The organism is Nonomuraea jiangxiensis (assembly GCF_900099965.1).
Taxonomy (GTDB): Bacteria; Actinomycetota; Actinomycetes; order Streptosporangiales; family Streptosporangiaceae; genus Nonomuraea; species Nonomuraea jiangxiensis.
On the sequence record NZ_FNDJ01000016.1, the window covers coordinates 152,491 to 170,827 of the forward strand.

Annotated in this window: 19 protein-coding genes; 11 read left to right on the forward strand and 8 right to left on the reverse strand. The window is 70.7% G+C overall.

All coding sequences use genetic code 11. The annotated features are described in order from the left end of the window. Positions 1 to 8: 8 nt before the first annotated feature. From BLS95_RS32520 to BLS95_RS32530, 3 genes are read right to left on the reverse strand one after another with little or no spacing between them, the layout of a single operon-like run. Complete coding sequence (locus BLS95_RS32520; protein ID WP_090940186.1) at positions 9 to 2,270, reverse strand: xanthine dehydrogenase family protein molybdopterin-binding subunit; 2,262 nt, start codon at positions 2,268 to 2,270, stop codon at positions 9 to 11. After that, positions 2,267 to 3,262 carry an FAD binding domain-containing protein gene (locus BLS95_RS32525; RefSeq protein WP_090940189.1) on the reverse strand — a complete coding sequence of 332 codons (996 nt, stop codon included), beginning with the start codon at positions 3,260 to 3,262 and terminating at the stop codon, positions 2,267 to 2,269. Before BLS95_RS32525 ends, BLS95_RS32520 begins: the two co-directional genes overlap by 4 nt. 34 nt (positions 3,263 to 3,296) lie before the next feature. Continuing rightward, entirely contained in the window at positions 3,297 to 3,782 is a 486-nt protein-coding gene (locus BLS95_RS32530) for a (2Fe-2S)-binding protein (protein ID WP_218136099.1), read from the reverse strand. Between the two features lie 122 nt (positions 3,783 to 3,904). Between BLS95_RS32530 and BLS95_RS32535 the strand changes: the two genes are divergently transcribed. After that, on the forward strand, positions 3,905 to 4,558 hold the full coding sequence (locus tag BLS95_RS32535) for a TetR/AcrR family transcriptional regulator (protein WP_090940195.1): 654 nt from the start codon (positions 3,905 to 3,907) through the stop codon (positions 4,556 to 4,558). A gap of 74 nt (positions 4,559 to 4,632) precedes the next feature. Further along, positions 4,633 to 6,246, forward strand: a complete 1,614-nt coding sequence (locus tag BLS95_RS32540; protein ID WP_090940198.1) for a cellulase family glycosylhydrolase — start codon at positions 4,633 to 4,635, stop codon at positions 6,244 to 6,246. 67 nt (positions 6,247 to 6,313) lie between these two features. Here BLS95_RS32540 and BLS95_RS32545 read toward each other — a convergent pair whose 3' ends face one another. The 4 genes from BLS95_RS32545 to BLS95_RS32560 are packed head-to-tail and all read right to left on the reverse strand — an operon-like array spanning position 6,314 to position 11,091. Next, positions 6,314 to 8,155 (reverse strand): glycoside hydrolase family 127 protein, encoded by a 1,842-nt coding sequence (locus tag BLS95_RS32545; protein ID WP_090940201.1) that lies wholly within the window; start codon positions 8,153 to 8,155, stop codon positions 6,314 to 6,316. Further along, complete coding sequence (locus BLS95_RS32550) at positions 8,148 to 8,912, reverse strand: carbohydrate ABC transporter permease (protein ID WP_090940203.1); 765 nt, start codon at positions 8,910 to 8,912, stop codon at positions 8,148 to 8,150. Before BLS95_RS32550 ends, BLS95_RS32545 begins: the two co-directional genes overlap by 8 nt. Continuing rightward, entirely contained in the window at positions 8,909 to 9,823 is a 915-nt protein-coding gene (locus BLS95_RS32555; protein WP_090940206.1) for a carbohydrate ABC transporter permease, read from the reverse strand. The genes BLS95_RS32550 and BLS95_RS32555 overlap by 4 nt, the downstream gene beginning before the upstream one ends. Beyond that, on the reverse strand, positions 9,820 to 11,091 hold the full coding sequence (locus BLS95_RS32560) for an ABC transporter substrate-binding protein (RefSeq protein ID WP_090940209.1): 1,272 nt from the start codon (positions 11,089 to 11,091) through the stop codon (positions 9,820 to 9,822). Before BLS95_RS32560 ends, BLS95_RS32555 begins: the two co-directional genes overlap by 4 nt. A 110-nt stretch (positions 11,092 to 11,201) precedes the next feature. Here BLS95_RS32560 and BLS95_RS32565 point away from each other — a divergent pair, with 110 nt between their 5' ends. From BLS95_RS32565 to BLS95_RS32600, 9 genes are all read left to right on the forward strand, one after another. After that, complete coding sequence (locus BLS95_RS32565) at positions 11,202 to 12,215, forward strand: LacI family DNA-binding transcriptional regulator (RefSeq protein ID WP_090940210.1); 1,014 nt, start codon at positions 11,202 to 11,204, stop codon at positions 12,213 to 12,215. 109 nt (positions 12,216 to 12,324) lie between these two features. After that, on the forward strand, positions 12,325 to 12,594 hold the full coding sequence (locus BLS95_RS32570; RefSeq protein WP_090940213.1) for a sulfurtransferase TusA family protein: 270 nt from the start codon (positions 12,325 to 12,327) through the stop codon (positions 12,592 to 12,594). An 89-nt stretch (positions 12,595 to 12,683) separates the two neighbouring features. Continuing rightward, on the forward strand, positions 12,684 to 13,700 hold the full coding sequence (locus BLS95_RS32575) for a LacI family DNA-binding transcriptional regulator (RefSeq protein WP_090940217.1): 1,017 nt from the start codon (positions 12,684 to 12,686) through the stop codon (positions 13,698 to 13,700). Positions 13,701 to 14,106: 406 nt separating this feature from the next. Next, positions 14,107 to 14,898, forward strand: coding sequence for an alpha/beta fold hydrolase (locus BLS95_RS32580; protein WP_090940220.1), 792 nt, complete (start codon positions 14,107 to 14,109; stop codon positions 14,896 to 14,898). Further along, positions 14,895 to 15,341: a YdeI/OmpD-associated family protein gene (locus tag BLS95_RS32585; RefSeq protein ID WP_090940223.1), complete on the forward strand. Its 447-nt coding sequence runs from the start codon at positions 14,895 to 14,897 to the stop codon at positions 15,339 to 15,341. The genes BLS95_RS32580 and BLS95_RS32585 overlap by 4 nt, the downstream gene beginning before the upstream one ends. Positions 15,342 to 15,406: 65 nt before the next feature. Further along, positions 15,407 to 15,529, forward strand: a complete 123-nt coding sequence (locus BLS95_RS59175; RefSeq protein ID WP_281250054.1) for a hypothetical protein — start codon at positions 15,407 to 15,409, stop codon at positions 15,527 to 15,529. A gap of 2 nt (positions 15,530 to 15,531) precedes the next feature. After that, positions 15,532 to 15,882, forward strand: a complete 351-nt coding sequence (locus tag BLS95_RS32590; RefSeq protein ID WP_090940226.1) for a nuclear transport factor 2 family protein — start codon at positions 15,532 to 15,534, stop codon at positions 15,880 to 15,882. A 36-nt stretch (positions 15,883 to 15,918) separates the two neighbouring features. Continuing rightward, positions 15,919 to 16,131: a hypothetical protein gene (locus BLS95_RS32595; protein ID WP_090940229.1), complete on the forward strand. Its 213-nt coding sequence runs from the start codon at positions 15,919 to 15,921 to the stop codon at positions 16,129 to 16,131. A 503-nt stretch (positions 16,132 to 16,634) separates the two neighbouring features. Continuing rightward, a complete protein-coding gene (locus tag BLS95_RS32600; RefSeq protein ID WP_090940232.1) occupies positions 16,635 to 17,720 on the forward strand; it encodes a calcium:cation antiporter in 1,086 nt (361 codons plus the stop codon). Here BLS95_RS32600 and BLS95_RS32605 read toward each other — a convergent pair. After that, entirely contained in the window at positions 17,702 to 18,337 is a 636-nt protein-coding gene (locus tag BLS95_RS32605; protein WP_090940235.1) for a TetR/AcrR family transcriptional regulator, read from the reverse strand. The two genes, BLS95_RS32600 and BLS95_RS32605, sit on opposite strands and share 19 nt — an antisense overlap.

Below are 18,337 nucleotides of genomic sequence, written 5' to 3' on the forward strand. Positions count from 1 at the left end.
TGGGCAGCCTAGAGAAGTTTGTCCAGGGTGATGGGGAGGTCCAGGATCCGCCGCCCCGTGGCGTGCCGTACGGCGTTGGCCACGGCCGCCCCGACGCCCGTGATGCTCACCTCGCCCACCCCGAGCAGCCCCAGCGGCATGGTCGGATCGGGGTCACCGAGCCAGTCCACGTCGATGCGGGGCACGTCGGCGTGCACCGGGACGTGGTTCTCGGCCAGGCTCGCGTTCACGACGCGGCCGGTGCGCCGGTCGACCAGGGTCTCCTCCGACAGGGCCAGGCCGAGGCCCATCACGATGCCGCCGCGCAGCTGCGCCGCCACGGTCTTCGTGTTGATCACCGTGCCCACGTCGAACACGCCCACCCAGCGCGACACCCGCACCTCGCCGGTGTCCTGGTCGACCCGCACCTCGCAGAACTGGGCGCCGGAGGCCGCCTTGACCCAGTTCCGGCGGTCGCGCAGCATCTTGGCGGCGAACCCGAGCATGCCGGGACCCGCCTCCGCCTCCAGGTGGTCGCGGCCCGCCCGGGTCAGGATCGCCGCGTACGTCTCCCCGGCCGACCCCTCGTACAGCCCGCCGTCGCGCGCTTCCAGCCGGTCCAGGCGGCGCCCGCGCAACGGCGAGTCCGGCGCGTGCCGGGCCAGGGCGAACACGGACCGCTTCAGCTTGTGCGAGGCCGCCAGCAGCGCCGCCGCCGCGCTGGCCGTCTGCCCCGAGCCGCCCGCCCCGGGCCCCGGCGGCAGGTCGGAGTCGCCGTACTCCACCCGGACGGCCTCCATCGGCACGCCCAGCGTGTCGGCGGCGATCTGCGCCTGCGCGGTCGCCGCGCCCATGCCCATCTCGTGCAGCGAGGAGCGCACCACGACCGTGCCGTCCGCGGTGAGCCGCACGCCGACCTTGGCCGGCAACTGCCACGCCGGGTGGTAGGCCGTGGCGACCCCCATGCCGACCAGCCACCTCCCGTCCCGCATGGCCCCGGGCCGCGGGTCCCGCTCCTTCCAGCCGAACCGCTCGGCCCCCAGCGCGTACGCCTCCCGCAGCATCCGGTGCGCGAACCGCTTGCCGTCCACCGGGTTGTTCGCGGGCTCGTTACGCATGCGCAGCTCGATCGGATCGAGGCCGAGCTCCCAGGCCAGCTCGTCCATGGCCGACTCCAGGGCGAAGGTGCCGATGGACTCGCCGGGGGCGCGCATGACGGTGTTGGCCACCAGGTCGAGCTGGACGAGGTTCTGACGCAGGTGGATGTTCGGGGCGGCGTAGAGGTGCCGCGAGGCGGAGGTGATCTGCTCGGGGCCGCCGCCCACCCGGCCCGTCCTGGCCACGCTGGTGTGGATCAGCGCGGTCAGCCGCCCGTCGGCGTCCGCGCCCAGCGCCACCCGCTGCGTGCTCGGGGTCCGGCCGCCGACCGTGTGGAAGACGCCCTCCCTGGTGAGCACGAGCCGGACCGGCCGGCCGGTCGCCCGCGCGGCCAGCACGGCGAGCAGCGTGCCCGCCCAGATCATGGTCTTGCCGCCGAACGCGCCGCCCACGTAGGGGGACAGCACGCGGACGCGGCGGGCCGGCACGTCGAAGCGCTGGGCGAGGTGCTGGCGCACCCACGCGATGTTCTGGGTGCCCTCGTGCACGGTCAGGTCGTCGCCGTCCCACACGGCGGTCGTCGCGTGCGGCTCGATCGCGTTGTGGCTGTGCGGGGGCGTGGTGAAGCGCAGGTCCACCCGCACCGGCGCGGCCGCCAGCGCGGCGTTCGCGTCGCCCTTGTCGGCCCCGGCCGACTGGAGCGGGTTGTTCTTCTGCGGGACGGCGTTCGGCTCCGCGGCGGCGAAGTCCACCTCCGCGGGCGACTCCTGGTACGTCAGCCGTACCAGGCTCGCGGCGTACCTGGCGGCCTCCGGGGTCTCGGCGACCACGACGGCCACCGGCTGGCCGTTCCAGTGCACCTCGTCCGTGGCCAGGTAGTTGACCGAGGTCCCGCTGGCCATCGTGCTGGGGTTCAGCATGCTGAGCGCGGGCGCGGGTTTCATCGCGGGTGCGTTCTCGTGAGTGAGGACCTCGATCACGCCGCGCACCGCCAGCGCCGCCGCGGTGTCCACGGCCGTGATCCGGCCCCGCGCGACGGTCGCGTGCACGAGCGCGGCGTGGGCCAGGTTCGGGTAGGGGTGCTCGGCCGCGTACCTGGCCGCGCCGGTGACCTTGGCGGGGCCGTCCAGCCGATCCACGGCCCTGCCGACGTAGGGGGCCCGCTGCTCGACTTCCGCGTGTTTCGTGGTCATGCCGTGCTCCCTCCGTGGGTCAGGTCTCGCAGCGTGGCCACGATCGTGGCGCGGGCCAGCGCGACCTTGAACGCGTTCCCTGGCCGTACGGTGGCCGCCGCCAGCTCGGCGTCGGCCGCGCGGCCGAAGGACTCCTCGCTCGCCGGGCCGCCGACCAGGAGCCGCTCAGCCTCACGGGCCCGCCACGGCTTGGCCGCCACGCCGCCCAGCGCCAGCCGCGCCGCCGTCACGGCGCCGTCCCGCACCTCCAGCGCCGCCGCGACGGAGACCAGCGCGAACGCGTACGACGCCCGGTCGCGCACCTTCCGGTAACGGGAGTTGGCCGCGACCGGCACCGGCGGCAGCTCGACCGCCGTGATCAACTGGTCGGCGGCCAGCTCGAACTCCACGTCCGGGGTGGCGCCCGGAAGCCGGTGGAGGTCGGCCACCGGGATGCGCCGGGTGCCGCGCACGCTCTCCACCTCGACCACGGCGTCCAGCGCGGCCAGGGCCACGCACATGTCGGAGGGATGGGTGGCGATGCACTGCTCGCTCACCCCCAGGACGGCGTGGCCGCGGTTGAACCCGTCGAGCGCGTCACAGCCGCTGCCCGGCGCGCGCTTGTTGCAGGCGGCGGCCTGGTCGTAGAAGTAGGGGCAGCGGGTGCGCTGCAGCAGGTTGCCGCCGACCGTGGCCATGTTGCGGAGCTGGGCGGAGGCGCCGGAGAGGATCGCCTGCGACAGCATCGGATAGCGGCCGCGGACGCGCTGGTCGGCGGCGAGCGCGCTGTTGCGCACCAGCGCGCCGATCCGCAGCCCGCCGTCCGGCAGCTCCTCCACCCCGTCGAGCGGCAGCCCGCCGAGGTCGACGACGGTGTCCGGGGTCTCGATGCCCTCGCGCATCAGGTCCACCAGGTTGGTGCCGCCGCCGATGAACTTGGCGCCCGGCGCGGTGGCGACCGCCCGCACGGCCGCCGCGACATCGGCGGGCTTGACGTAATCGAACGGCCTCATGCCCCGGCCACCTCTCTGACGTGGGCGGACGGCCTCATGGCGTCGCCACCTCCCTGATGGCGTCGAGGATGCCGTTGTAGGCGCCGCAGCGGCACAGGTTGCCGCTCATGCGCTCCCTGATCTCCGCGTCGGTCAGCTCGGCCCGCGCCGCGGATCCGCTCACGACGCTGGGCATGCCCGCGGCGTGCTCGGCCAGCATCGCGACCGCCGAGCAGATCTGGCCCGAGGTGCAGTAGCCGCACTGGAACCCGTCGTGGCGGATGAACGCCTGCTGCACCGGGTGCAGCTCCCCACCCTGCGCGAGGCCCTCGATCGTGGTGATCTCCTTGTCCGCGTACTGCACGGCCAGGGCCAGGCAGGCGTTGATCCGCACGCCGTCGGCGAGCACCGTGCACGCGCCGCAGGCGCCCTGGTCGCAGCCCTTCTTGGGACCGGTCAGCCCGAGCCGTTCGCGCAGCGCGTCGAGCAGGCTGACCCACGGCTCGACGTCGAGGGAGTGAACGACGCCGTTCACCCGCATCCGTATCTCGGTCACGCGATCCTCCCGTCGGAGTCCGATTGGTTGAGGCGAAGCTAACAGAACGGCGTTCACTTAACAAGAGACCTTTGTTCTCTTAGGCTGCGCCAGTATGCTGGAGCGACATGACGCGGTCGGCATTCGTCCGGGCCAGGCGGCCGGAGCACAAGCAACAGCGGCGCGAGGCGATTCTCGGCGCCGCACGCGAACTCGCCCTTGCCTCCGGCGTGCGCAACGTCAGTCTGGGAGCCGTCGCGGAGGCGGTCGGACTGGCAAAGTCCAACATCATGCGCTATTTCGGCACCCGCGAGGAGATCTACCTCATCCTGGCCGCCGACGAGTGGCGGGAGTGGGGAGAAGCCATCGGCGACCGGCTGCGCGACTGCGCGGGAGCGGACGAGGTGGTGGCGGCGCTGGCCGAGACGCTGACCGCCCGCACACTGCTGTGTGACCTGATGAGCCACACCACGACCAGCCTCGAACACAACGTGTCGGTCCCGGCGGCACGCACGTTCAAGCAGGCCGTCCTGGGCGTGATCGCCGAGGTGGGCACGCTGGTCTCGCACGTCACGGATCTGACGGAGGGCGAGGCCGTGGAGCTCGTCTCGGCGGCGACCGGCCTGGCCGGGATGCTCTATCCCGTCACCCACCCCTCACCGGCGCTCGCCGAGCTCTACGCCCAGGACCCCGCCATCGCCGCCGCCTGCCCCGAGATGATGCCCACCATGATCCGCCTGCTCAGCGCGGTGGCCGCCGGCCTGCCCGCGCTCCGGTCCTGAAACTTTCACCCGCGCTGTACAGGGAAGCCCATCCGGTGTACATAACCGGTTAACCTCCGAAGAAGGGCACTCCCATGCGCAAGCGACTCGGGCTCGTGGCGGCGGCGTTCCTGTCGCTCCTCGTCTCGATGCTCATCGTCCCGGCCCCCGCGCACGCCGCGGTCGGACTCCGGGTCAGCGGCACCAGAATCATGGAAGCCAACGGGAACGCGTTCGTCATCCGCGGTGTGAGCCACGCCCACACCTGGTTCCCCACCCAGACGAGCTCCTTCGCCGCCATCAAGGCGCTGCGCGCCAACACGGTCCGCGTGGTGCTCAGCGGCGGCAGATGGCCGGCCAACAGCGCCTCGGACGTGGCCAACATCGTCTCGCTCTGTAGAACGAACCGGTTAATATGCGTCCTCGAAAACCACGACACCACCGGGTACGGCGAGCAGAGCGGCGCGTACACGCTCGACCAGGCGGTCACCTACTGGAACAGCGTCAGGAGCGCGCTCACCGGCACCGAGGACTTCATCGTCATCAACATCGGCAACGAGCCCATCGGCAACAACAACGCCGCGTCGTGGACCAGCGCCACCACGAGCGCGATCAGCCGGATGCGCAGCCTCGGCTTCCAGCACCTGCTGATGGTGGACGCGCCCAACTGGGGCCAGGACTGGCAGTTCACCATGCGTGACAACGCCCAGGCGGTCTTCAACTCCGACCCGCAGCGCAACACCGTCTTCTCGATCCACATGTACGGCGTCTTCGACACGGCCGCCGAGATCACCGCCTACCTCAGCGCGTTCCAGACGGCCGGGCTGCCGCTGGTGATCGGCGAGTTCGGGCACGACCACTCCGACGGCAACCCCGACGAGGACACGATCATGGCGCAGGCCCAGTCGCGTGGCCTCGGCTACATCGGCTGGTCGTGGAGCGGCAACGGCGGCGGCGTCGAATACCTCGACATGGTGACCAACTTCAACGCCGCCAGCCTCACCTCCTGGGGGCAGCGCATCTTCAACGGCGCCAACGGCATCGGCACGACCTCGCGCGAGGCCACGTTCTTCGGCGGCGGCGGAGGCGACGACACCACCGCGCCCACCACCCCCGGCACCCCGTCGGCCGCCGACGTCACCTCCAGCGGCGCCAGGCTGACCTGGTCGGCCTCCACCGACTCCGGCGGGTCCGGCCTGGCGGGCTACAACGTCTACCGCGAACAGGGCGCCAACGACCCGCTGCTCGGCCAGAGCACGACCAACTCCATCACGCTCACCGGGCTGAGCCCCGCCACCCAGTACCAGGTCTACGTGCGGGCCCGCGACGGCGCGAACAACCTGTCCGGCAACTCCCCCACCACCACGTTCACCACCAGTCCCGGGGGCAGCGGGGGCGGCGGCTGCACGGCCGCCGGCACCGTGCAGACCCAGTGGAGCAACGGCTACGTCGTCCAGCCCGTCACCGTCACCAACAGCGGCACCTCGGCCGTCTCCGGGTGGACGGTGACGTTCACGCTGCCGAGCGGGCACACCGTGACCGGCTCGTGGAACGCCACGCTGACCGTCAGCGGGCAGACCGTCACGGCCCGCAGCCTGGGTTACAACGGCAACCTCGGCCCGGGTGGCTCGACCAGCTTCGGCTTCCAGGCCGGCCGCCCCAACGGCAACACCGCCACCGCCGGCTCCTACACCTGCACCGCGTCCTGACCCACCCGGTGCCCGCCCCCGCGCACCGGGGGCGGTCACCGGGTGTGAGCGTTAACAGGACCAGGCGCTAGATCGGCAGCCAGACCCGCATGGTCGCGGGGCCGCGGTTCCCCCACCGGTGATAGGGGATGAGCCGCAGCCGGACGTCACCACCTCCGGCGGAGCCGCCGGACGGGCCACCGGCCGCGGACGTGTACGGCCAGCCGCCGTCCCCGGCGCCGAGCGTGGCCTCGACCTCCAGCTCGACGACGCCGTCCACGTGGTGCTCGGCGGGCGGGGACACCCGCGCGGTCAGGTCGCCGAGCGGCGGCTCGTCGGCCACCGACTCCGCGCAGTAGACCAGCGGCCCGCGCTCCACCGCCGCGCTTCCGCGCAGCGCGTCGATGCGCCGGTCGGGGAACGTCCAGCGCGGCGCCATGGGCAGCTCCAGCCGGATCTCGTCGCCGACCCGCCACGGCCCGTCGACGTAGGCGTACCCGGGGCTGACCGGCCGGATGACCGGGCCCTCGGGCAGCGGGGCCTGCGGGGAGGAGGCGGGGACGTGCGCCAGCGTGGCGTCCGTGGCCCAGCCGGGCACGCGCAGCCCGATCCGGCCCGCGCCGTCCGCCAGCACCCGGACGGTCACCGAGCCCGTCCACGGGTAGCCGGTCTCCACCCGCACCGCGAGGTCGCCGTGCCGGATCTCCGACGGCGTGTGGTGGTGGATCTGGATCCCGTCGGCCGAGGACGTCGCGACGTAGGCGGGCAGCGAGGCCAGCGTGCGGGCGATGTTGTGCGGGCAGCAGGACACGTCGAACCAGGGGGAGCGCAGCCCGCCCTCGGCGGCGTGGTTGACGCCTTCGAGCGGCTCGGCGGGCACCCGCACCTGCAACGGGTTGGCGTAGAAGAACGACCGGCCGTCCAGCGCCACTCCCGTGGCGAGCATGTTGTACATGGTCCGCTCCGCCAGGTCGGCGTAGCGGGCGTCACCCGTGGCCAGCAGCAGCCGGTGCGCCAGCATGATCGAGGCGATGCTCGCGCAGGTCTCGTTGTACGCGCGGTCCGGCGGCAGCTCGTAGTCCTCGCCGAACGACTCGTCGATGTGCCTCGACCCCATGCCGCCCGTCAGGTGCGTACGGCGGGCGACCGTCCGTTCCCACTGCGCCTCGACCGCCTTGAGCAACCCCTCGTCGCCGGTCTCGACGGCCACGTCCACCACGCCGGAGGCCAGGTAGAGCGCCCGCACCGCGTGCCCGCGGAACACCTGTGCCTGCCGGACCGGCAGGTCGTCCTGGTAGTAGGCGCGGCCGAAGGGGATGTCGGCGAGGGCGGGCAGCCCGCGCCGATCGACGAAGCGGCGGGCCATCTCCAGGTAACGCTCGGTCCCGGTCACGCGGTAGAGCTCGACCAGCGCCATCTCGATCACCGGATGGCCGCAGGTCTGGGTGCCCTCCATGAAGCGGCGGCACACGTGGTCGGCGGCCCTGACGGCGACCTGCGTGAGCCGGTCCTCGCCGTGCATGCGCAGCCGGGCGACCCCGGCCTGGATGAGGTGGCCGTAGCAGTACAGCTCGTGGCCCCACTCCAGGTCGGTGTAGCGGCTGCCGGACCAGCGGGTGTTGATGTACCCGTCACCCTCCTGGGCCTGGGCCACGGTCTCGGCCAGTGCGGGCAGCGCGGGATGGTCGGCCCAGGCCATGGCTTCCAGCAGCTTGTACGTCTCGGAGTCGCTGAACTCCCGGCCCCTGCGGGGGCGCTCACCCCGGAAGTTGGGGATCCAGCCGACGCGTTCCTCCCATTCCTGACAGTGAGCGATGGTGACCTCGCGGTTGAGCGCGATCCGGTCACCCCAGAAGCCGGGGGAAACGCTTACGGCGTCGAGGCCGAGGGGCGACAGAACGCCCGATGAGGGCAGGACAGGATTAGCCACGCAGAGCTCCTGACATGAATCCGCGCACGTAGTGGCGCTGCAACACGATGAAGAGGATGAGACAGGGAATCGCCATGACCATGACGCCGGACTGCAACATGCCGTAGTCGATCGCGCCGAACGTCTGCTGCGTCATGTTCACCACCGCCACCGGCAACGTGAACGAGGAGCCATCGTTGAGCAGGATGAGCGGCGCGAAGAAGTCGTTCCACGAGGCCAGGAAGGCGAACAGCCCCACCGTGATCAGCGCGGGCCGCACGGCGCGCAGCAGGATCCTGGTGAAGGCCCGGAACGTGCCGCACCCGTCCACCAGCGCGGCCTCCTCCAGCTCGCGCGGCAGCGCCTCGAACGCGTTGCGCATCATGAACAGCGCGAACGGCAGCTGGAACATCACGAACACCAGCGCCAGCCCGACCAGCGAGTTCTGCAGGCCGAGGTAGCCCAGCAGCACGTAGAGCGGGATCAGGATCGTCGCGTACGGCACCATCAGGATCGCCAGCGTGGCCAGGAACAGCAGGTTCTTGCCGGGGAAGTCGAAGCGGGCGAAGCCGTAGCCGCCGAGCGCCGAGACCGCCAGCGTGCCGGCCACGGTCATCACCGACACCAGCACGCTGTTGGTCGCGTACGTGCCGACGCCCTCGCCGAATCGAGCCATCTCCAGGTAGTTCGACGGCTCCTCCAGCGAGGCGTAGCCGCTCCACACCAGCGGGAACAGGAAGAGCACCGCGAGAGCGGACAACGTCACATAGCGGGTCACCGCAGCCTCCGCATCATCAGCGCGTTCAGCCCGATGAGGGCAGCGAGCAGCACCACCGACAGGGCCGCCGCGCCACCGAGGTCGAAGCGGAAGAACGCGTCCCGGTAGACGACCATGACCATGGACACCGTGCTGTTGTCCGGGCCGCCGTTGGTGAAGACGAAGAACTGGTCGAAGGCCAGCAGCGAGCCCGTGACGCTGAGGATCAGCATCAGCGCCATCGTCGGGCGCAGCAGCGGCATCGTGATCCTGGTGAAGATCTGCCAGCGGTTCGCGCCGTCGCTCTTGGCGGCCTCGTAGACCTCGGCCGGGATCGCCTGCAGGCCCGTCAGCAGGATGAGCATGTTGAACCCGGCGAAGCGCCAGATGACCAGCGTGATCGTGGAGAACAGCGCCATGTTGGGCGTGCCGATCCACTTGACCGGCTCGTCGGTGATGCCCAGCGCCTGGAGCATGGGGTCGATGGGGCCGAAGTCGTTGTTCAGCATCCCGTAGAACAGCAGCCCGGCGGCGGCGAAGCCGACCGCTCCCGGCAGGAAGAACGCGGTCCTGAAGAAGCCGATGCCGGGGCGGCGGTCCTGCACCAGCAGGGCCAGGCCGAGCGCCACGGCCGACAGCAGAACGGTGGTGATGGCGGTGTACTTGAGCGTGAACAGGACCGCGTCGATGAAGAGCGGATTGTCAGCGATCTTGAGATAGTTGGCCGGGGCGTTGAAGGTGGCCGGGCCGAGCAGCGGCCAGCGGTTGAGGGACATCCAGACGACCAGCACCAGAGGCGCGAGGAACAGCACGCCCACGATGACGGCCGTCGGGGCCGCGTACAGCCAGCCCTGGACCTTCCTGCTCCGCCACCGGGCGGGCGGCGGCGTGTGAGCCGGCCGCCGCCCGGATCGCGTGATCGTCAAGGTCATTGTTGCAGCGACTTCGTGATCTCGGCGTTGAGCTGCGGAACCTTCGCGGCGTCACCGAAGACGGCCTCGCGGGCCAGCCGCAGCCAGGGGCCCTGCGGGTCGTTGAAGGTCTGGCCGAAGCGCAGCGCGAACGGGGTCTGGCCCTTGGCGACCAGAGAGTTGATCATCACCACGCGCGGGTCCTCGGCGGAGTACTTGTTGGCGGCCAGGTCGGTACGCGCGAGCACGTCCTTGTTCTTGGCCATGACCTCCACCTGGGCCTCGTCGGAGACCGTCCAGGACAGGAAGTCCCAGGCCGCGTCCGAGTGCTGGGTGGTGGCGGAGATGCCGACGGAGTCGCCGCCCACGAACGTCGACTCGCCGCCGTCCGGCCCGGCGATCGGGGTGACGCCGATCTTCATCTCGGCCGGCATCAGGCCGAGCGTGGTGGAGGGCATCGGCATGACGCCGATCTCGCCCTTGGGGAAGAAGCCGGTCCAGGTCGGACCCTGCTCCTCCTTGGTGGTGGGGCCGGTGACCTTGTTCTCGTACAGGCCGCGGTAGATCTTGAAGACGTCGGTCATCGCGGCCTGGTCGTTGAGTGAGGTGGTGCCCTCGGGGTTCATGACCTGCGCGCCGGCGGCCCAGACCGAGGGCCAGAAGGTGAAGACGTAGCAGCCGCCGCAGTTGCCGCCGAAGAAGGTGCCGTGCACCTTGCCGTCCTTGCCGAGCTTCTCCTGGATCGTGGTGGCCTGCTCGGCGAACTCCTTGAGCGTCTTCGGCCCCTGCTCCGGGTCCAGGCCGGCCTTCTCGTACAGGTCCTTGTTCCAGAACCAGACCGACAGGTCGAGCGTGTGCGGGAGGGTGTACTGCCGGCCGTCGAGCGTGCCGAGCTTCATGTGCGAGGGTGCGAGCTTGTCCTTGTACGGCAGCGCCGCGATCTTGTCGGTGACGTCCAGGAACAGGCCCTGCGAGGTGTAGTTCGGGACGAAGATGACGTCGGCCGCGAACACGTCGGGGAGCTGCTTGGCACCGGCCGCGGCGGCGATGCGCGGCTGGTAGTTGTCCGTCGGGATGACGGTGAGTTTGACCTGGTTCTTGTGACTGCTGTTGTAGGCCTGTACCAGCCGCTCGCTTTGCGCCTGGGTGGCTGCTCGGGTCCACATGGTGATGGTGACGGGACCGTCCGACGGCTGCGCGCTGCCGCCGCCACCGCCGGCGCTGCCGCAGGCCGCTGCTGTGAGCGTTAACACACCGAGAAGGGAGATCCCGGCCAGCCTTCGTCTCATGATGTGCTCCTGGACTTAAAGGTTTTCGGAAACGTAGAAGAAACAAGAGTCCATGTCAATGGGTGCTAGGGTTCTATGAGTTCACCTGTGACCGAAAAGGGTTTCGAAACATGGCGAGTAAGCGGGCGACCATCAGTGATGTGGCCTCGCTGGCGGGGGTATCGATCGCCACGGCGTCCAAGGCGCTCAACGGGCGCCAGGACGTACGAGCGGCGACGCGCGAGCGCGTGCTCGCTGCCGCGGCGGAGCTCTCCTTCCAGCCGAACGCCCTGGCCAGAGGGCTGATCTCGGGGCAGACCCGGACAGTGGGGCTGCTGACCTCCGACAGCGTCGGCCGGTTCGGCATTCCGGTGCTGCTCGGCGCGGAGGACGCGTTCGGCGCGGGCGAGATGGCCGTGCTGCTCTGCGACGCCCGCGGCGACGCGATCAGGGAGCAGCACCACCTGCGGGCGCTGCTGTCGCGCCGGGTGGACGGGCTGATCGTGGTGGGCGAGAGCACCAACCCGCGCCCGTCGGTGAGCAAGGACCTGCCCATCCCCGTCGTGTACGCCTACGGCCCCTCGGAGGACCCGGACGACGTGTCGTTCGTGCCCGACGACGTGGGCGCGGCGACCATGGCCGTCAACCACCTGCTGGCCCTGGGCCGCCGCAGGATCGCGCACGTTACGGGCCCCGGGCACTACAAGGCGGCGCGCGACCGCGAGGAGGGGCTGCGCCAGGCGCTCGCGGCGGCCGGGCTGGAGCAGGCCGGGCAGACGCTGTCGGGCGTGTGGTCGCAGCGGTGGGGGCGGCACGCGGCGGAGATTCTGCTGATGGCCGAGCCGGAGATCGACGCGGTGTTCTGCGGCAGCGACCAGATCGCGGCCGGGTTCGTGGAGGCGGCCAGGGAGCGCGGGCGGCGGGTGCCCGACGACATCGCGGTGGTCGGTTACGACAACTGGGAGGTGCTGTCCACGGAGACCAGGCCGGCGCTCACGACCGTGGACATGAACCTGGAGCTGCTCGGCAGGACCGCGGCGCAGCACCTGTTCGCCGCCATCGACGGCAGGGCGACCCCCGGGGTGCACAAGATGCCGTGCCAGCTGGTGATCCGCGACTCCACCTCCCCACCCGGCATCTCCTGACCTGCTCCCCCGCCTCGCGTGCCCTGACTTCGCCGGTGTGCCGTTTCCCCCTCAGGGTGGCCCGCCATTGCGGCACGATCCCCGCCGGGAAGGTGGTTTCCTTGTACCTATGCCTGATCTGGTAGTGGACGGCGGCGACAAGCTCTGCGTGCAGTTGCTCATCGAACTGCGCGGTCACGTACGCGCCGCCGGGCCCGGCGCGGAGATCCACCTCATCGCCACCGACCCCGCGGCGCCGGTGGACCTGCCCGCGTGGTGCCACCTGACCGGGCACACCTACCTCGGCCCGGTGCCGGGAGCCGAGCGGCCCACCTACGCGCTGCGCGTGGCCCAGGGCGCCAAGGAGACGGACGAGAGCAGGCCGTGGCATGCGGCTTAAGCGGTTAATACCGTAACCCGAGGGGGACCTCGCGGGTCAGCCGGGGTGGCCTACAGTATGGAGGGTTATCCGGTTCAGGAGGGGAGTCCGTGAAGCGACCCACGATCGCCGACATCGCCACCCGGGCGGGAGTGTCCAAGGTGGCGGTCTCCTACGCGCTCAACGGGCAGCCGGGTGTGTCGGCGGCGACGCGGGCCAGGATCGTCGCCATCGCCGAGGAGATCGGCTGGCGGCCCAACAGCGCGGCCCGGGCACTCAACGGCGCCCGGGCGAACTGCGTCGGGCTCGCGCTCTGCCGGCCCGCCCGCATCCTGGGGGTCGAGCCGTTCTTCATGGAGCTGATCAGCGGCATCGAGGGGGTGCTCGCCGACCGCTCCTACGGGCTGCTGCTCCAGGTCGTCACCAGCCACCAGCAGGAGAGCGAGGTCTACCGGCACTGGTGGGGCGAGAGCCGGATCGACGGCGTCTTCCTGGTGGACCTGCACTACTCCGACACCCGGGTCGCCGAGCTGGAGCGACTCGGCATGCCGGTCGTGGTCATCGGCCATCCCTCGGAGTCGGGCACGCTGTCGGCCGTCTGGTCCGACGACGGCCAGGCCGTCCGCGAGACCGTGAGCTACCTGGTGGCACTCGGCCACACCCGCATCGCCCGGGTGGCCGGCCTGCCCGAGCTGGTCCACACGGCCCTGCGCGACCAGGCGTTCGCCGAGGCGTGCGCGGGCCTGGCCGAGCACGTCACCGTGCACACCGACTACACCGGCGAGGAGGGCGCCCGGGCCACCCGGCGGCTGCTCAGCTCGCCCGACCGGCCCACGGCGATCGTCTACGACAACGACATCATGGCCGTGGCGGGGCTGTCGGTGGCGCAGGAGATGCGGGTCGAGGTGCCGGCCGACCTGTCCATCGTGGCCTGGGACGACTCCCCGCTGTCCCAGGTCGTACGGCCGCCGCTCACGGCGCTCACCCGCGACATCCCGGCCTACGGGGCCCATGCCGCGCAACGCCTGCTGGCCCTGATCTCCGGCGAGAGCGTGCCTCCCTTCGAGGACCAGGCCGCCGCGCTCACCCCCCGCGGCAGCACCGGGCCGGCCCGCCCGCGAACGTAGCCCTCGTCGGCCCTGCTTGCCACCGGCACGTGCCGCGGGGCGGGGGCGAGCGGCTGGCAGACCGCCCGCCCCGACCCACGGCACGTGCCGTCCCCTCCTTCGCGGCAAGTTGCCGGAGCCGCCCGTGTCCCCCACAGCGAGTCGGCTCCTACCGTGACTGAGCGCGGTAGGGCCGCCCTGAGTACGTCGATTCCCAAAAGAAATGAGAAATCCGGCGATTTTCTGGTGCGGGCGGCCTCCTGACGGGGTCCGCCGGGAGGCCGACGACCCACCGGAAAGCCTGAACCCGCCGGCCGGGGAGCCCACTGGACCGTAGGACCACCGGGCCCGGAGCCGCCAAGTCCAACCCTCCCAGGTTGACAATTTTTTTTGTCGGCCAATAGCCTCGACCCTGAACGGAGGCGACATGAGCAAGATCATTTCTGCGGACGGCACCCCCATCGCCTACACCCGCACAGGCCAGGGCCCGGCGGTCATCCTGGTGGACGGCGCGCTCAGCCACCGCGCGCAGGGCATCAACACCGGCCTGGCCACGGCGCTGGCCGGGCGTTTCACGGTCTACACCTACGACCGGCGCGGGCGGGGCGAAAGCGGCGACACGGCACCGTTCGCGCCGGAGCGCGAGATCGAAGACCTGGCCGCACTCGTGGCCGAGGCGGGCAGGGCCCACGTGTACGGCACGTCGTCGGGTGCCGCCCTGGCGCTGGCGGCCGTGGACAGCGGGGTGCCGGTCGAGCGGCTGGCGCTGTACGAGCCGCCGTTCATCGTGGACGGCACCCGGCCCGCCATCCCCGACGACTACGTACGGCGGCTGGACGAGCTGGTGGCCACCGACCGGCGGGCCGACGCGATCCGCTACTTCTTCCGGACCGGGGTGGGGCTGCCGGGGTTCGTGGTGGGCATGATGCGGCTCATGCCGGCCTGGCCGAAGCTCAAGGCCGTGGCGCATACGTTGCCGTACGACGTGGCGTTCGTGGCCCCGTACGAGCGGGGTGAGCCCTATCCCGCCGCGCACTGGGCCTCGGTGAAGGTCCCGACGCTCGTCATGGACGGGGGCAAGAGCCAGGCCTGGATCCGCAACGCCGCCGAATCGCTGGCCGGCCTGCTGCCCAACGCCGAGTACCGGACGCTCGCAGGCCAGACCCACATCGTCAAACCCGCCGCTCTGGCCCCCGTACTGGAGGGATTCTTCCGATGAGATTCCGCACGACGATCGAGCTCGGCGGCAAGACGGCCACCGGCTTGGAGGTCCCGGCCGAGGTCGTCACGGGCCTGGGGACCGGCAAGCGGCCCGCCGTGACGGTCACGATCAACGGCCACACCTACCGCAGCACGGTGGCGATCATGGGCGGCCGCTTCATGCTGCCCCTGAGCGCCGAGAACCGCCAGGGAGCCGGGGTGGCGGCCGGGGACGAGGTGGAGGTGTCCGTCGAGCTCGACACCGCCCCCCGGGAGGTCGCCGTGCCCGCGGACCTGGCGGCGGCACTCGAAGGCGCCCCCGAGGCCAGGGCATTCTTCGAGAGCCTGTCCTATTCGCGCAAGTCCCGGCTCGTCCTGCTGGTGGAGGGAGCCAAGAAGCCCGAGACCCGGCAGCGCCGCATCGCCGACACCATCACCAAACTCGCCGACGGAACGGCCTGACCCCGCGAACGCCGCACGCTCACGAGCCGCCTCCACGGGTCCGCGAGCGGGGCACGGCGACGGCCGTGCGTAACGGGAGGCATGAGGGGTACACGGGCGATATGACCGAGGGCTTCGCCACCGACCTGCTGTGGGACGAGTCCCGGCGCGAGCTCATGATCGTGGGCCACGACCCGTTGAGAGGATAGCCATGGTGGAGCCGGGCCCCTGGATCGACGGTTACGTACGAGCATGGAACTCCAACGATCCCGACGAGATCGCCGCCCTGTTCACCGAGGGGGCCACGTACTACACCGAGCCCTACAGCCAGCCCTGGCGGGGACGGGACGACATCGTCGCCAAGTGGCTGCAACGGCAGGACAAGCCTGGTGAGGCCACGTTCGAGTGGCATCCGGTGACCATGACGGACGACGCGAGCGTCATCCAGGGGGTCACGACATACCCTGACAAAACGTACAGTAACCTGTGGGTTATCCGGTTCGCATCCGACGGGCGATGCCAGGAATTCACCGAATGGTGGATGCGACACGACGCCAAATGATGCAATGGGCCGAGCCGTTTTCACCCGAGGAGATCCATGAGAGACAACCTCGACCTCGCCGCCAGCGCTCAGGAGCTGGCCGACGCCGCACCCACGGGATCGATCGACCATGCCGCCGCCTCCTCGGTGGCCATCACGCTTGCCACCACCCGTGACATCGGCGACGCCAGGAAGACGCTCGACGGAGTCACGCCGCGAGAGGTACGCGAAGCCGCCGTAGCGCTGTTCGACCGGCTCTCCGCGAGCTGACGCCCCGGCCGACGGCGATCCCCGGCTCCGGGCGGGCACGCCCGCGCCCCAGCGAACGGCGCGTGACAGGTCATGTCCCGCCGATGCGCGGATCACGATAAAGCGGCACATCGCCCCCTTCATGAGACTTCGTGACGTGGTCTGGCGTCGATGGCGCACGCGTGAACACGGCCGCGTGAACCGACCGCCAGAGAACGCGCCGAAAGTGCTGAGCCGAAGCGCCGAGCGGTCGGCGGCAGCACGGATGCGCCATGCCTCGCGGCGGATCCTCAAGCCGGAGTCGCGACGGTAAAGCCCCCCAGCCGGGCCGCGCTCTCTGATCAGGGTGGACACAGACAGGCCGCGTCGATGTACGGCTCGCAAGCTGGTGCGAAAGAGGGCTACGGGGCCCTGTCGGATTTGCCCGGCAAACCCGGTGTCAATGCACCGTAAGGCGCTTGAGACCCTTGATAAACCCATGGTCGGCCCATGTCGGCCTGGTCTGCTCCCTCGAAAGGATCTCGATGTCGAACGATGCATCCACGCTCGTGGTGGCCGCGAGCCGGAGCAGGACGGTCAACATCCTGCTCGGCGTGGCTCTTTTGCTGGTGCTGGTGGACATCGTTACCGCGGAGGCGGGTGGTTGGGCCAGTGCCCAGTTCGTGGTGGGGGCTCTGGCGCTGATCCCGCTGGCGTTCGTGATCGGGGAGGCCACGGAGCGGTTGAGCGAGCACACCGGTCCCGTGGTCGGGGGTCTGCTCAACGCCACCATGGGGAACGCGCCGGAACTGATGGTGTCGTTGTTCGCGGTGGCGGGCGGGTTGTTCACGGTGGTGCGGGCGTCCTTGGTGGGGTCGGTGGTGAGCAATCTGCTCTTGGTGCTGGGCACTTCCATGGTGTTCGCCCCGCGGGGGCGGGTGAGCCGGTCCTCGGTGATCGGGGCGCTCGGACAGGTGGGCCTGGCGGTCGTGCTGTTCACCGGGATGGCCGTCCACTACGGGTGGCGGCAGAGCGGACAGCAGTCGTCGTGGTTCGACCTGCCGTTGTGTGCGATCTTGCTGGTGCTGTACGTCGCGCTGACGGCTCGGTCGGTGCGGGCGGCCATGGTGGAACAGCGGAAGAACCGTGAGGCCGCCGGGGCCGTGCAGCCCGAGTGGTCGTTGCGCAAGGGATTGGCCTATCTGGTGCTGGCGACGGCCGCGACCGTCGTGGTGACGCATGTGGTGACCGACACGATCGAGGCGTTCGCGTCGGCGAGCGGGCTCGGGTTGTTCTTCACCTCGGCGGTGGTCGTGGCGTTGGTGGGCAACGCGGCCGAGCACGGCGGTGCGGTGGTGGTCGCGGCGCGCGGGAACCGGGATCTGGCATTGGAGATCTCGCTGAGTTCTTCGGCGCAGGTGGCGGTCTTCGTCCTGCCGGTGGTGGCCCTGCTGTCGGCGACCTTCGCTCCGTTGCCGATGGCCTTCGAGCCCGTCGAGATCATCAGCCTGGCGATCGCGGTGGCGCTTCCGGCGCTGGTGCTGGGACGGGGGTCGTCGAGCCGGGTGCGGGGCGGCGTGCTGCTGGTGGGATATCTGGTACTGGCCAGCGTCTACTTCATCGCCGGCTGAGGCCGTGCCGCCGGTGGGTGGGCGGCGAGACGGGTCCGGACGGCGCGGCGGGCGTGGCCGGCCGCGTTCGGGTCGTGGTGGAGCTGGAGAGTGTGGTTCAGCGCCATGAGCAGCCCCATCAGCTCGAACACGAGCTGGCCGGGATCCGTGCCCGCAGGCAGGTCACCGGCCTCCACGGCGCGCCGCGTCTCCTTGAGCAGCCGCCCGCGCCAGGCGTCGAAGCGGCCCTCGACCGCATCCCGCACCGGCCCCGGCCGGCCGTCGAACTCGTGCGCCGCGGCCACGAAGAAGCACCCTCCGGGGAAGACCGCACGTTCCAGGTAGGAGATCCACGTCTCGCACACCGCCCGCAGCCTGGCCAGACCGGGCGTGACGGAGACGACGGGCGTCCACACCTCGGCGCGGAAGATCTCGCCCGCGCGGTCCAGCACGGCGAGTTGCAGCGCCTCCTTCGAGCCGAAGTGGCCGAGCACGCCCGACTTGCTCATGCCCAGCTCGGTGGCCAGGCGGCCGATGGTCAGCCCTTCGAGGCCCTCGGTGGAGGCGATGGCGACAGAGCGGTCGAGAATCGCCGAACGGGTGTCGCGCGCCTCGGCGGCAGATCTGCGCGGGCTCAT

Bases quoted from the DNA above. Each gene is read 5' to 3' on its own strand.
- BLS95_RS32520 (WP_090940186.1), bottom strand. From the start codon at position 2,270: ATGACCACGAAACACGCGGAAGTCGAGCAGCGGGCCCCCTACGTCGGC.
- BLS95_RS32525 (WP_090940189.1), bottom strand. From the start codon at position 3,262: ATGAGGCCGTTCGATTACGTCAAGCCCGCCGATGTCGCGGCGGCCGTG.
- BLS95_RS32530 (WP_218136099.1), bottom strand. From the start codon at position 3,782: ATGCGGGTGAACGGCGTCGTTCACTCCCTCGACGTCGAGCCGTGGGTC.
- BLS95_RS32535 (WP_090940195.1), top strand. From the start codon at position 3,905: ATGACGCGGTCGGCATTCGTCCGGGCCAGGCGGCCGGAGCACAAGCAA.
- BLS95_RS32540 (WP_090940198.1), top strand. From the start codon at position 4,633: ATGCGCAAGCGACTCGGGCTCGTGGCGGCGGCGTTCCTGTCGCTCCTC.
- BLS95_RS32555 (WP_090940206.1), bottom strand. From the start codon at position 9,823: ATGACCTTGACGATCACGCGATCCGGGCGGCGGCCGGCTCACACGCCG.
- BLS95_RS32560 (WP_090940209.1), bottom strand. From the start codon at position 11,091: ATGAGACGAAGGCTGGCCGGGATCTCCCTTCTCGGTGTGTTAACGCTC.
- BLS95_RS32565 (WP_090940210.1), top strand. From the start codon at position 11,202: ATGGCGAGTAAGCGGGCGACCATCAGTGATGTGGCCTCGCTGGCGGGG.
- BLS95_RS32570 (WP_090940213.1), top strand. From the start codon at position 12,325: ATGCCTGATCTGGTAGTGGACGGCGGCGACAAGCTCTGCGTGCAGTTG.
- BLS95_RS32580 (WP_090940220.1), top strand. From the start codon at position 14,107: ATGAGCAAGATCATTTCTGCGGACGGCACCCCCATCGCCTACACCCGC.
- BLS95_RS32585 (WP_090940223.1), top strand. From the start codon at position 14,895: ATGAGATTCCGCACGACGATCGAGCTCGGCGGCAAGACGGCCACCGGC.
- BLS95_RS32590 (WP_090940226.1), top strand. From the start codon at position 15,532: ATGGTGGAGCCGGGCCCCTGGATCGACGGTTACGTACGAGCATGGAAC.
- BLS95_RS32595 (WP_090940229.1), top strand. From the start codon at position 15,919: ATGAGAGACAACCTCGACCTCGCCGCCAGCGCTCAGGAGCTGGCCGAC.
- BLS95_RS32600 (WP_090940232.1), top strand. From the start codon at position 16,635: ATGTCGAACGATGCATCCACGCTCGTGGTGGCCGCGAGCCGGAGCAGG.
- BLS95_RS32605 (WP_090940235.1), bottom strand. From the start codon at position 18,337: ATGAGCCCGCGCAGATCTGCCGCCGAGGCGCGCGACACCCGTTCGGCG.